8 protein-coding genes are annotated in these 14,712 nt (G+C 32.2%); all 8 read right to left on the reverse strand.

Annotation, left to right across the window (positions count from 1 at the left end; translation table 11 throughout):
- Positions 1–5: 5 nt before the first annotated feature.
- Positions 6–1,472, reverse strand: a complete 1,467-nt coding sequence (locus tag ACW9UN_RS09685) for a sulfatase family protein (protein WP_459486063.1) — start codon at positions 1,470–1,472, stop codon at positions 6–8.
- Positions 1,473–1,531: 59 nt separating this feature from the next.
- Positions 1,532–4,831: a DUF5107 domain-containing protein gene (locus ACW9UN_RS09690; RefSeq protein ID WP_459486064.1), complete on the reverse strand. Its 3,300-nt coding sequence runs from the start codon at positions 4,829–4,831 to the stop codon at positions 1,532–1,534.
- Positions 4,832–4,868: 37 nt separating this feature from the next.
- Positions 4,869–7,709 (reverse strand): glycoside hydrolase family 2 protein, encoded by a 2,841-nt coding sequence (locus ACW9UN_RS09695; RefSeq protein WP_459486065.1) that lies wholly within the window; start codon positions 7,707–7,709, stop codon positions 4,869–4,871.
- Positions 7,710–7,731: 22 nt separating this feature from the next.
- Positions 7,732–8,424, reverse strand: coding sequence for an SGNH/GDSL hydrolase family protein (locus tag ACW9UN_RS09700; RefSeq protein ID WP_459486066.1), 693 nt, complete (start codon positions 8,422–8,424; stop codon positions 7,732–7,734).
- A gap of 45 nt (positions 8,425–8,469) precedes the next feature.
- Positions 8,470–9,873: a sugar porter family MFS transporter gene (locus ACW9UN_RS09705; RefSeq protein WP_459486067.1), complete on the reverse strand. Its 1,404-nt coding sequence runs from the start codon at positions 9,871–9,873 to the stop codon at positions 8,470–8,472.
- A gap of 50 nt (positions 9,874–9,923) precedes the next feature.
- Positions 9,924–11,534 carry a sulfatase gene (locus ACW9UN_RS09710; protein ID WP_459486068.1) on the reverse strand — a complete coding sequence of 537 codons (1,611 nt, stop codon included), beginning with the start codon at positions 11,532–11,534 and terminating at the stop codon, positions 9,924–9,926.
- Positions 11,535–11,548: 14 nt separating this feature from the next.
- The gene (locus ACW9UN_RS09715) at positions 11,549–13,108 is read right to left on the reverse strand and encodes a glycoside hydrolase (RefSeq protein ID WP_459486069.1); all 1,560 of its coding nucleotides are present in this window, start codon (positions 13,106–13,108) and stop codon (positions 11,549–11,551) included.
- Between the two features lie 126 nt (positions 13,109–13,234).
- Positions 13,235–14,671 carry a hypothetical protein gene (locus ACW9UN_RS09720; protein ID WP_459486070.1) on the reverse strand — a complete coding sequence of 479 codons (1,437 nt, stop codon included), beginning with the start codon at positions 14,669–14,671 and terminating at the stop codon, positions 13,235–13,237.
- Positions 14,672–14,712: the final 41 nt, after the last annotated feature.

A 14,712-nucleotide genomic window follows, 5' to 3' on the forward strand; every position in this document is an offset into this window, starting at 1 on the left:
ACAGTTTATTCTCCTAAAATTTCACTTAATTTTGCCTTCATTTTAGCAACAACTTCTGGGTAATTTAAAGCTATATTATTTTTTTCTGATGGATCATCATCCAAATTAAATAATTGCACTTCTTCTCTAAATCCTGGATCTACAAATTTTTGAACAATCCAATTAGGTACAGGTTTCTTTTTAGGTTGTATGTATTTCCACTTTCCCATTCTTAAACCGTAAGTATACGCTTCTTCTAATAAAAATTTACGCCCTTTATTCGATTTCCCTAACCACGACTTTAAAAAATCTTGGCTATCTGGAGCAGCATCTTTTTCAACATCTTGCTTTACTAAACAAGCCAGAGATTTGTACAAATCTACTTGAGATAACAATGCAGAACTCGTACCTGGTTTTACTTCTTTTGGCCAATGTACTATAGTTGGCATTCTTGTTCCTGCTTCATAAACAGAATATTTACTCCCTCTAAAAATACCTCCTGGTTTATGGTCTCCAACTAATTCTCTAGCATAATCTACATATCCATCATCTAAAATAGGTCCGTTATCACTTGTAAAAATGATTAACGTATTTTCTAAAAGGTTTTGTTTTTTTAGACTTTCTGTAATTTGACCTACACACCAATCCATTTGCGCAATAACATCTCCACGAGGTCCCATAGTACTGCTTTCTACAAACTTAATATTGGCTATTCTTGGTTGATGAATATCGTGTAAAGAAAAATATAAAAAGAATGGTTTTTCTTTATGATCTTCTATAAAACCTTTAGCGGTTTTGGTTAATACAAAAGGGATATCTTCATCAACCCAAAGCGCATCTTTTCCGCCTTTCATGTAACCAATTCTACTAATTCCATTAATTACAGCTCCTTGATGATAAGGATCTGTATGTTGTTTTAATAATTCTGGATGTTTAAATCCCCAAGGATAACCTTCAATTCTAGTACCATAACTTACAGTTATTGGATCATTAATATCTAAACCAACAACTTCTTGGTTTTCCAAAAATACAGTAGGAACTCTATCTCCAGTTGCAGGAATTAAAAAACTATAATCAAAACCAACTTCTTTTGGACCTAAAGGAATACGCTTGTTCCAGTCTATTTTTCCTTTACCCAAACCTAAGTGCCATTTACCAACTACACCTGTTGTGTATCCTGCTTTTTGCAACATTTTTGGTAACGTCTCTTTTTGGGGATCTATTATTAAGGGAGCATCACCCTCTAAAATAGCAGCATTACTTCTAAAAGCGTAACTACCTGTTAATAACGAATAACGAGATGGTGTACAAGTTGCAGCAGAACAGTGTGCATCAGTAAGATTTAAACCGTTTTTTGCTAAAGTATCTATATAAGGTGTTTTTACCCCAATTGCTCCATTTACTCCAATATCACCAAAACCTAAATCATCTACATAAATGATGACAATATTGGGTTTATTCTTTTGAGAAAAAACAGTACTATTTACTCCCATAAGGAAGAAAATAATACTGTAATATATTAAATATTTAAAGTTCATGAAGTTTAGTAATATTATGAAACACCAACCAATTGTGCATGAATATTAGCTGGTATGTGAGATAGGTTCGTATGTTTTACTTTATCAAAAGCTTCAATAGCCTCAGCATCATTACCTTTACCTAATTGACCAAGACCAATTAAATAGTTACAATGTATTTTGTTGATAACGTTTAAATCCTCTTCCCAAATTAATAAATCTGGTAGTGAAATTGCAAAGTAATCTAATTTTACATTATCGTTCATATGCTCTATACCATAGTTTAAGAGATTATCAAATCTCTTTTCTGCTTTTTTAGATTTTCCTAATTTTTGTAAAGCTAAACCTTGGTAGAATATTTTATCTGGTTGCTGATCGTTATAAAATATTGCAGGACTAGGATCACTTAACCCTTCTGAAGCCATTTCAAAATAAGTTTTTGCTGTTTCTTTATCACCTAAACCTTCATAGGCGCAACCCAACCAATAATCAATATCATTTTCAACTGTACCATGTAATTTACCTTCTCCCAAATTATGAGGATACGTTTTTGCTGCTATTAACAACTCTATTGCGTAATCAAAATTCTTAAGGTTGATGTTTTTCTTAGCCAGTTCTGTATAACAGGTTAAATATTGAAATGGCACTTTACCTTCTCCTCCTTCCCAAGGATGAAACTGACGATTTTCTATCAATTCTTTGGCTTTTTCAAAGTCGCCTTTTAAATTATACAGAGAAATACGCTCTAAATATAAATCGTCTCTAGAATTGGTTAACTCTATATATTGCTCTAAGAGAGATAAACGCTTGTCTATAGAAACATTTATTTTCTTATACAATTGATCAAGTTCCATTAACAATCTAGCATCTGTATTATCTATCTTAAAGGCTCTTTCTAGATGTTTTACGGCCAACTCTTTTTGATTGGTTTTGTTGTAGTACAACAGTGCCAAATTACGATGAATGATTGCAAAACGGTCATCTAACTTCACAGATGTTTCCCAACATTCTTGCGCTTCTACATATTGTCTATTTGCAAACCAAAAATTACCTACATAGTAAAATGCTTTAGCATCAGATGGGTTTGCTTTACATGCAGCCTGTAACGCTAAAACTTCTTCTATTTTATTTGGGAAACAATATTTATCTGGCATTTGAGATGCTTTTTTATAAGCTTCTAATGCATTTGTATGATCCCCTTTTTGGTCATAAAACCATCCCATAAAATAATATACCATAGGATAAACCTTAGTATTCTCTTCTGTATGTACTTTTAATAAAGCAACAGCTTCATCAAACTGACCTGCAGAAGCATAATCTAAAGAAAACTCAATATAATTATGCGCATTATTTCTTAAAATATGTTTAAGAACCTCTAAATCTTCTTTTTTTTCTGATAAAATATAACGTTCATATAAAATACCAAAATTGAACTTATCGATAGCTAAAGATTCTTCTATTAATTTATTAGCTGCTTCAATTTTACCCTGCTTTCTTAAAATAATAACTTTTAAATGTCTTGCTTTATGATTGTGCCAGTTTTTAATTAATGCTCTATCTACAAGGTCTAACGCTTTTTCTAAATCGCCTTTAGAGCAATCTATTTGAGCCAAATTAAAGTAACCTGCATCTTGCCATTGTGCATTCCAACATGCTTTAAAGAAACTAGCATAGGCTTCTTCTTTTTTACCTAAGAAATTTAAAGCCAATCCTTTATTAAAATAAGGTTCTCCATCATACGGATTTGGATTATGACTTGTTAAAGTTTCAATAGCAGTATTAAAATATTTGATAGATTTTTCTAATTGCCCTTTGCGCATAAACCAAAGCCCCATTGCATTATTACAACGCACATCTTTTGGTGCTCTTCTTAACGCTTCTTCGTAATAATCTGTGGCATTAAAAGTGGCATGTCTGTACTGCTCTAAATGTAAACCTCTTAAATACAAACCTTCTACAGTATCTATATCTTTAGGATCTTTTGCAGCTTTTGCTGGCTCAGGAATTTCTTCAGATAAATCTTTGTCTGGTTCCCAAGAAACCAATACTTTACCAGCAGCATCATTTACTGATATTTGTAAATTATCAAACGTATTACTTCCTATTTCTACAGATTGTTCGAAACCTACTTCTGGAGAAAGGTTTAAAACTTCTTCGTGCAATACTGTATCATTTGCTTTTAAAGTAATTACACAGTTATTATAAGTCGACGTAACATGAACTTTTACTAAAGCTTTACCATCAACCATTTCTAGGTTTACTAAAGCCTCTTTTGTTGCATTTTTTACTACACCAACATTATAATAAGGCATAAAATACTGCTTAAAGCTTTTTTCTTCGTAAGGATGCATCCAAGAGAAATCTGGTTGATTGTCTGTGTACACACCACACATTAATTCGATATATGGTCCATCTGCATCTGTTAAATTTCGATCCCAAGCTTTTCCAAATTCTCCATTACCCCAAGTCCATTGTTTTTTACCTGGTGAAACATTATGGTCTGCTACGTGTAATAATCCTCCTTTTGAATCATTTTCATAACCACCCACAAAATCATATTTAGACGTAATTGCCATGTAACTTGTTGGCACTGGAATGTTCTTATATCTAGAAATATCTGTACCTGGTGCGTAATCTACTTTGTAGTATTCTCCTTTTGCAATTGGAAATTCAGAAACATCACGTTTTCCGTGGTCAAAAACGGCATTTACATCAGGAGGAAATACAGATTGATAATGATCGTTAACTGCTACAGCAGGATTTGCCCACCACAAAAAAGTCTGTGGATGAGGTGTTCTGTTGTACAAATGCGCTTTAATTTCTATGTAAGCTTTATCCGGATGTAAGGTAAAACCTGCCATACCTTTTGTACGGAACATACGTTCTAATTCGCTTACCCAAATAGTTTTACTACCATCTTCATTGTCTTCTATATAAAAATCTGTTGGGTCGTAAGTACTTGGTCTATGGTGTTGTGGCCAGTTGAATTCTATTCCTCCAGAAATCCAAGGACCAGTTAAACCTACTAGTGCTGGTTTTATTACATGATTATAATATACAAAGTCACGTTTACGAATTTTATCATAAGCTCTTTGAATTCTTCCACCTAAAGCAGGTAAAATCATTAATTTTATATAATCATTTTCTATAAAAATAGCATCCCATTCTTTATCTACTTTTGTATCGCTAATCTTTTCTATTACAGGATGTGGATATACTGCTCCACTACTTGCTTGATATACTCGTTTTTCTAAAAAAACAGGATATTTTTCTGGAGTTCCAACTTCATAAGTAGGAATCATCACTTTCTCCTCCCAGGCTTTTACAGTTCTCATATGACTTTGTTTTACATAACACTCAAAAAAGTGAGTATTAATACTTTAACATTTGTTTTAATTGTTTCTCTTTTAGGTCTATTTTAGGATTAAAAGCATCACTTGACACATAGTTTTCTAAACTATACAATAACTGTTTTGCTTCTAATCTTTCTTCTAAATTTGTGTGTAAGTCTATTCCAGAAAACAGAAGTTTTCCTTTACCTACTTTAGCTTCAAAAAGTAGTGCTGTTTTTCTGTTTTTAAACCAATCGTCAATTACTCTAACTATTGGATTAATTTCTGGAATTTCATCAAAAATGATAGCGTTAGAATGACTCATAGCATCCCACCATTGCCAATTAGAGTGGTATTCTGTTGGAAAATGAGCCAGAGCAGGGTGCTTAGGATCACAAAGGATTCCTAATGTATGTGGTTTCTGTTCTTTAGTCCAAGAGGTATTCCAGAAAATACTTGAGAACCCAATTCCAATTTCTCCACCATATTCTGAAGTAATGTCTCCTTTGGTTATGTTTAACAAAACACTTCCACCATTTTTTAAATAGGCTAATGTTTTCTCATCTAACTTACTGGTTATTTTATAGTTTTTTGTAGTTTCTATTGTTGGTTTTTCAGTAGGATACACCCAAACATCCCAGCTGTTTTTAAATTCATTAACAGCAATACTTAATGTTAATTTTTGGGCTTTAGTAATTTTCTTAAAGGATTGATTTATTACACCTAATTGAGTTCCATTTCCTAACGGGATGTTGGTTGTTTTTAATTCTCCCTTAGAAAAAATACTCCCATCAGGCTTTGTGAATGTCCATTTTGGAGTTACATTTTGCAATGCTTTTTCTCCAAAATGAGCAATTTCAATGGTTGCCGATAAAGTTTCTTTATTTTCAAAAGTTCTTTTTTCTAAACGCGCTAACGGAACTGTTTTTCCACTAAACTGTTTAAATTCTTCTGGAGTTACGTATCCTTTTTCATCCCAAAAAGCATCTAAAACCCCCACTAAAGCTGTCCCTTGTCCAGGAAAATCATGTAAATCTAGTAATTGAAAACCAGCCATTCCTTTGGTTCTTAAAGCCGCTTCAATATCTGCTTTATAACAAAGGGTTTGCAATTTTCCTGAAGCCATCAAAAAATCCTCTGCCAATTCACTCATCCCATTTTCTTCTAAAGTTTCTTTAAAAATTTCAAAGTTTTTAGGTTTTAAAACACCAGTGTACTTAGACATTTCTTTAAAGTTAGGATACACACACCATTGCCCCATTTCATGGCTTACATAAGGCATTGGGGTTTTATCTATAAACTTGCTCCAATCAAATACTGTTTGAGGAGCTTTGGCATTAATTACGCTTTTTAAATTTTCATTCCAACCTTGAATTCTAGGACCTCTATGATTATAATAATCCATATTTGGCAAATACGGATACCCTGCACCACTTGTATACAAACGTCTGTTATCTAAATTTTTAAAATGATTTACGTATTTGGTTAAATATTCTTTGTGATATTTTCCACTAGGCTCATTTCCATAAGTCATTAAAACAAAAGAAGGATGATTTCCATAAGCATCAATAATCGCTTCACCTTCTTTATACAACCATTTATCAACTGGTGTTCCATCTCCTAAATTAGCTAACCAAGCAGATGCTTCTGCTTGAATATACACGCCCATTTCATCAGCTGCTATAAATGCTGCTTCAGGTGGACACCAAGAGTGAAAACGAACATGATTTAATCCATGTGATTTAATAATTTTTAGAATTCGTTTCCACGAATCTACATCTGTTGGAGGATAGCCCGTTTTTGGAAAAATTGCACACTCTAGAGTTCCTCTTAAATATATAGGGCGGTTATTTATTTTAAAAATAGTTCCATCAGCTTTAAACTCTCGCATACCAAAATCTATACGTTTTGCATCAACAGTTTTATTAGATTTTAAAACAAGCTGCATCTCATAAAGATTTGGGTTGAATTCATCCCAAAGCTTAGGGTTCTCTCCCATATCAAAATTTACAACAACTTTATTATCAACATCTAGTTGTATATCTTTTATAACTGCTTTTATAGTATTTTTTTTATTTGATTTTTCACTAACTTGAAGCGTTAATTCTGGTTTAACATTTTCTGTGTTACCTTGTATTTGGGCAACTACTTTCACTGAATTAGCAGAAACATTTGGATACAATTTTACTACCCCTAATGACAATTTAGGAGAAACGTTAAGCTTAATACCACCAACAATACCATTCCAGTTTGTCTGTGTGTTATCAGAAATACTATGGGCATCTTTACCAACATTAATGTTTTTAATGCTATTATCAACTCGAATAGAAATAGTATGAACTCCTGAAGTTAAGAAATCACTTAAGTCATAATTATGTGCTGTGGCTAGACTATTTTGCATGGCTACTTTTTTGTTATCTACCCAAACTGTAGACTCCCAGTGCACACGTTCTAAATGCAGTTTGATGGTTTTACCATTCCAATTTTCTGGAATAGTTACCGTTTTTTGATACCAAGCAGCTCCTTTATAATCTTTAACAGGTTGCAACCAAAAAGGAATTTTAATATTTCCTTCTTTTCTGTACTTTGCCATTTTTGGGTCTGTATACCACAAACTATCATTCCACATATTACCCGTATAATTCGTGTTTACAGTAATATCATTTCCTTTACCATTTTCTGCCATAGAACCTGGCAACTTAATAGTATCTGATAGTTTATCTAAAAACCAGTTTTGCTTTTCTCCTACATTTAAAGAATCAATTTTAAAACTCCAATTGCCAGATAAATCTATTTGTATTTGCTCTTTATCTGTACAAGCATTGAGTGCTAATAAAAATGAGCAAATAGCAATAACTTTTATGGTTTTTAATAACTTCATTTAGTTTATATTCTTTCTTGTATTAATGTATTTTGAAATATTCGAAAATAGCATCAGCAACAAATTGATGTCCTTTTTGATTGATATGATTGTTTTGAGACATATACCCTCTTAATGGTTGAATTACTGCTAAGTCTTTAAATAACTTGTAACTATCAACCAAACCCACTTTATATTTTTTTGCCAAAGCCCTAATTTGTTCACTATGTTTCGCTAAAGGAGTCTCGTTTGAAGAAATATCTTCTTTTAAATCTGGTGTAGGAGTTAGCAAAATTACTTTTGTTCCATAATGCAAGGCTTCTTTTATCATTTGCTCCCAAGCAATTTTTGCTCGTTCTAAACCAATACTTCTATCGTTTAATCCGTAATCAATAAAAAGCACATCTGGCCTATGATTTAACACCTCAGCTTTAAAACGTTTTGCCCCTTGTTCTGCTTGTTCTCCACCAATTGAAGTTGTGATGGTATTTACCACAGAATACGGATAAAAGTCGTTGACCTTTTTTAAGGTTCTATATGGATAAGAATTTGAGCGATCTATAACACCTCTTGTAGTATAACCTGTAGGAACAGAATGCCCGTGAAAAACTAGATTAATAGTTCTATTCTTTGGCCACTTTACTTTTAATTCTTTTTTTAGTGAATCTAAATAATGCTTTACAATATCCTTATTTGAATTAGAAAATTCTTGCGCACAAGCAAAGTTTAAACTCATTGAAAATATAGCAATCAGAGTTATATAATTTTTTAATTTTATCATTTACTCTTTATCTTTTGTTAGTTCTAACTCTATTTCTTCTAAGCTTTTTCCTTTTGTTTCTGGTAATTTATTTTTTATAAATAAAAACCCTGCAATACAGATGAATCCATATACCCAAAATGTACCTGAAGCTCCTAAAGCATCATTTAAAATTGGAAAAGTGAAGGTTAATATAAATGAAGCTACCCATAGTGAAAATGTTGCGATAGACATTGCTACACCTCTTATTTTATTTGGAAAGATTTCTGATAAAACTACCCAAGTAATTGGTGCTAGAGACATCGAATAAATTGCAATGGCAGTAATCACTAAAATTAAAACAGGTAACCCAGTAAACTCCATATAATAAGCTCCTCCTAAAATGATGTATACAACACCTAAACCAATAGAACCTAATAGCATTAATTTTCTACGACCCCAACTATCTACAGTTCGCATTGCAACAAGTGTAAATATCAGGTTTACACTACCAGTAATTACAATGTTAAATAACATATCTCCAACACTATAACCTGCTGCTGTAAAAATTTCTTCAGCATAATTGAAAATAATATTGATACCACACCACTGTTGGAATATTGCCAAAACAACACCTATAATTAGGATCGGTTTAATCTTTGGACTTTTAAAATCAGAAAAACTAATTTTTGAAGTACTTCCTTCTTGAAGTGTTTGCTTAATATTAGCTAACTCTTCTTCTGCATAACTAGTTCCACCTATTCTAGATAAAATCAATTTGGCAGTATCATTATTGTTTATTTTTACTAAAAATCTTGGGCTTTTAGGTACAATAAACAACAAACCAAAAAATAAAACTGCAGGAATCAATTCTGCCCAAAACATCCAACGCCATCCGGTTTGACCGTTCCACGAACCTAAAATCATTTCAGGCGAAAAACCATCTGGTATAGCTTCTGCAATAAAAAGGTTAGCAACCTGAGCAGCTAAAATTCCTATTACTAGTGTTAATTGATTAATTGCTACAAATTGCCCTCTATATTTTGCTGGTGCTATTTCTGCAATATACATTGGCGATAAAGTAGACGCTAAGCCAATACCTAAACCACCTATAAGACGATAAATTATAAAGGGAGTAAATTCATTTACATAACCTGTACCAAATGCAGATAACGTAAACAAAGCTGCAGCTAAAATTAAAGGTTGTTTTCTACCAAATTTATCCGCGACAAAACCAGAGATAACTGCCCCAAAAATACAGCCAATTAACGCACTACTCATTGCCCAACCTTGTAATGTTGGTTGTGAACTAATATCAAAAAAGAGTTCGTAAAATGGTTTTGCTCCTCCTATAACTACCCAATCGTAGCCAAAGAGAAACCCTCCCATAGCAGAAACTAGTGCTAAAAAAAGAAGGTAGGTAAAGTTAAATTTAGTTTTAGACATAAATTGTGATTTTGGTCGATTAATTGTAATTGTCTGGTATTGTTTATTTCTTAATCTTTTGTATTTAAGCTACTGTCGTACCAGTTATTCTTAGGATCAAAATCTTTACTCAAAAAGTTTTTACGCTGTTTTTCTAAACGTTGTAGCATTTTTGTTCTTCTTTCCTCTTGTTTTTTTGCTGCTTTAGCTGCATCATAATCGGCATAAACTTCAGGTATTTTAGCATTCATATTTTTTAAATATGTATCTAACTCTACTCTTAAACTTTTAGCAATTACTTCTTCTTTTTTAGAAATATCATTTTTCTCTCCTGGATCATTTGATAAATTATATAACTCATCATGCCCATCTTCCCAATAGTGAATCAATTTATACTCTTCTTTTCTGATGATACTTACAGGATCACCTCCTTGATTACCATAATGAGGATAATGCCAAAATAATGGTCTTGTATCTAGAGGTTTTCCTTTTAATAATGGTACTAAACTTACTCCATCAATAATCTGTTTAGGATCTTTCTTAGCACCAACTAAATCTAAAAGTGTAGGATAAAAATCGATACCTGAAACAGGATAATCAATAGATTTAGGTGTGTTTTTTAACATTGGTGCTTTGATCAAAAAAGGCTCTCTAATACCACCTTCCCATTGATATCCTTTTCCCCCTCTTAATGGAAAATTAGTCGTAGAAAATGCATCTCCACTAGCAACCCCTCCATTATCAGAAGTAAAGACTATTATTGTATTATCATCAATTCCTAATTCTTTTAATCTTTTTAAAACAACACCAACAGCATCATCCATAGATTCTACTAAACCTGCGTAAATAGGATTATCTTGTACATTTCTGATAGGTAATCTTGCCTCCATTTCAAAACCAGATTCAGGTATACCTTGAGCTTCTGCTTTATTTCTATATTTACTCCATTTTTCTTGTGTAGTTTGAATAGGACCATGAACTGCGTAAAAGGACAAGAAAGCAAAAAATGGTTCGTCTTTATTAGTTGAAATAAAATCTGCAGTTTCTAAAGCCAATCGCTTAGTTAAATTCTCTCCTTCGTATTTGTAATCTAACTTTGGATTTCTCCAAGGAGCATAATATCCTCCTTTTGGTCCACCAACTTCCCATCCACCAATATTAATATCAAATCCATTATTTTCTGGTGAATAAGGTTCATCACCTATATGCCATTTTCCTGCAAAAAAAGTTTTGTATCCGTTTTGTTTTAAAGCTTCCGCAATTGTAATACTCTCTTCTGGCAAAGCATGAGCGTACTCTGGTGGCATCACTTTAGTGTTGTAATAATCTCCCCATTTTTTTCCAGTTGCAGCACCAATCCAATCTGTTACTCCATGACGAGCAGTATATTGCCCTGTCATTAAACTTGCTCTAGATGGGCTACATACTTGAGCTGCAGCATATCCTTGCGTAAATTGTACTCCTTCATTGGCAATAGCATCAATACTTGGCGTTTCATAATATTTACTACCTGAATAGCTTAAATCATGAGCACCAAGATCATCTGCCAAAATAAAAACGATATTCGGTTTTTTTTGAGTACTATTATTACTTTTCCCCTCTTTATCCTTACAGCCATTTAATAAAATGGCAACTAAACAAAGGCTTAAAACTGATTCTAAAAAATTATTTTTAAATTTCATTTACTGATGTATTTTTATTTGGATGTACTACCTATTAATGTATTTACTGAACGTCCACTTACTGTTATTATTTGTTTCGTTACTTTTTGATGCTCTAAATTTTTATCTTTTGATGTTTCGTATTTAGCTTGAATGTTATAACCTGAAAAATCAATTGTTTTATCTGTATCACTGTAATTTATGGCAACGATTACTAATTTTGACGTCTTCTTATCTATATAAGCAGACAACATTAAATCTTTATATTGTTTTTTTAATGTTTTCTTTTCATTTAATTGAATCTTTATACGTTGCATGTTAGGCCTAATAAATCTTGAAAAATTACCAAAAGCCCATAATAATTTAGAATCATGGAAATTTCCATCCGATTTCATTTTATTCAAATTGTATAAATCTTTTTGATCTCCTGTATCTAAATAAATTAAACCGTCTTTAAAGTTGGCATTTGTTAAGGCTGTCCACCACTGCCAAGAACTTGCATTTGCAATAGTTAAATCTGCATGAATTACACGTGCTACATAAAGTGCAGTATTTATACCTAAATCTCTTTTCCATCCTCCTCCAATGTCATCTGTATTTTCAAGGATACAAAACTCACTTTGCCAATAATTTACGTTGTACGCTTTTAATTTACTACTTAATTTTTTTCTTATTGATATTAAACTATCTACTGGCCAGGTTGTAAAATAACTGTGACCTGAAATGGTTTGTTTTACATTTTCTATTTTATTATTGGGATTGAAAAAGTACTCTATTTGATTTCCTCTTTCTGGTTTACCAAAATCGGAATACAACCAACGTAAATCTGCAGCTTCTCCTAATACAATCTTTGTTGATAGATTATTTTCTTCTATTTTCTGATTTAATGATTTTGAAATTTTTAAAATATTAGCATTGGTTGCTGGTGTTCCTTCTTGCGATTTTTTTTCCCAATCCCATTGGGGTTCGTTAATTGGACTTAAATAATCAAAAGCAATACCTTTAGATTTAAAGTGTTTTAAAAACTCAACCATAAACTGAGCGTAATCATCAAAATGCTCTGGTTTTAAATTTATCTCTCCATCTTTATTATCGCCATTAAAACCTTTTCCGTTTTTTGTCCATTGAACAGGAGCTGAAATAGAAAATGCTAAAAATTGATCTACTCCATATTTTTTAGCTGAATTTAAAAACCATTGTTGCCCTTTCTGTTTTGTCCAATCATAATTTCCTTTAACATCTAAAAAAGATTCACTTCTTCTCCATTCATTTTCTATATAAGAACTATCTTTTTGTTCGGTTGTTCCTGCACCTATATAAAATCTCCAAATTGATAATCCAATTCCTTCTGGGTTTCCTTGTTTGTCAACTTCTTGACTAAAAAGTAACCTGGCTATTTTTTTTCTTTTTTGTTCAGGCCAATTTTTACCAACAAATTGACATCTCCATGCATCAGACGCACCAAAACCTTCAATTGTTTGATATACTTCTTTAGAATTAATATTTATTTTTGAAACTTGTTGTTGAGCTTTAGACTCACAATTTATCAGAAAAATAAAAATTATAAAAACATATAAAATACTACTCTTATTCATTTACTGTAAAAAATTACCAAAAACCTAATTTACCAATCTATTTCATTAACAAAATTAACAAAACATCAATTAATGAAAATAGACATCAAGAGCACAAATATGGACAAAAACACTTATATTAAAGAACTAGTTACCCTTTAAAATAATTTTATATATTTGATGTAAACCCTCTTTATTTATATCAAAAACTACTTCATTATTTGAAGATAATTTTGCAGAAGCTACTTCTGTTATATATGGTTCTGCTTTGGCTGTATCATTATAATCAAAAGGAACAAAACGATGAACGCTTTCTATAGAAGTTATGGTAAATCCATCTACTTTGACTCCAACTTTTTTACCACTTTCTCTAGCTCCTGTAACATATAAAACCATAGTGCTTGCATCTTGTAAAGCTGCTGCAATATGAAATGTATTAGATGTTGTTTTTAATGCCTTACCTTTATATTCACTTGCCATTTCTCCTAAAATTTGACCTGTTGGGAAAATTTTAGAAAAATTCCAATTCGTTAAACCTAAACCTGGAACAGGAGTGTTTACTGGTGGCCAATAAGCTGCTGCTTCAGAACCAGATCTTGCGTAAATATGAATTATATCTGGAATAATATTAGCTGCCTCCATATAAAGCGCTCTTTCATTATAGTCTCTAGAGGGCATCCACTCTGACAAATACTTGAAATTTTTGTTTGGGTTGAAGTTATTAGCACAATCTATTATTCTTTTTTCTAAGTCTTTTATATTGTGTGTATTTGTTGTATACCCTGTATAAGTATGTAAAGCCACACCATCTATAACATCGTATGCTTTTGTAAATTTCTGCTTCATCGTTGTAAACTCATCAGGAAAAGTATAATCACCATTCACTAAAAGTTTAAAGGTGTGATTTGGGTATTTTTCATCTAAATGCTCTGCTATTTCCATAGCAACTTTTACATATTTATCTAACTTCTGAGCCCTAGAGACACCTCCTGCCCATTGTAACCACCACTCATTACCAATCTCTACAATACCATTATCAATACCTGATGCTTCAATCGCATTTTCTGCAACTTGCTCTAACTTTCGTACTGCATTGTTCCATTGAGAAGAACCAGGGTTTGCATTCATAGCATCTACAGTAGGAATTACTATACTGTAATTATTGAAGTTCTCTTTTAGTGCAGATACAGAAGCCCCAGGTTCTGCTGGAGCGTCGTTCCAATTAGGAGTTGTATTACTTGTCCAAGCATAAAATTCTGACTCCCAACCACCAGGAAATCTAAAAACTTTAGAATTTAACCCCATATCTTCAAGCGTATTTGTAAAAGTAGAAAAACCCGTATTCGGCACTCTCCTCCAATCATTATTTACTCCAAATATATCTGGATTTATATTTACACCATCAGTTGCATCAACATTAAGTGTTATATCAAATGCTATATCACCTGTGACATCACCTCCATCACCAATATCATCAAAAATAGGATCGTTGGGATCTGTACCTCCCTCACTTGAACAAGCGAAAACAAAAAGACCAAATATTATAACTAAAAAAAAAGATCTCAATTCGATATACTTTTTCATGTTGTACTGATTTTATTTTAATTAATTTTTTTCAGCTAGAC

The sequence above is a fragment of the Polaribacter litoreus genome, assembly GCF_054584775.1.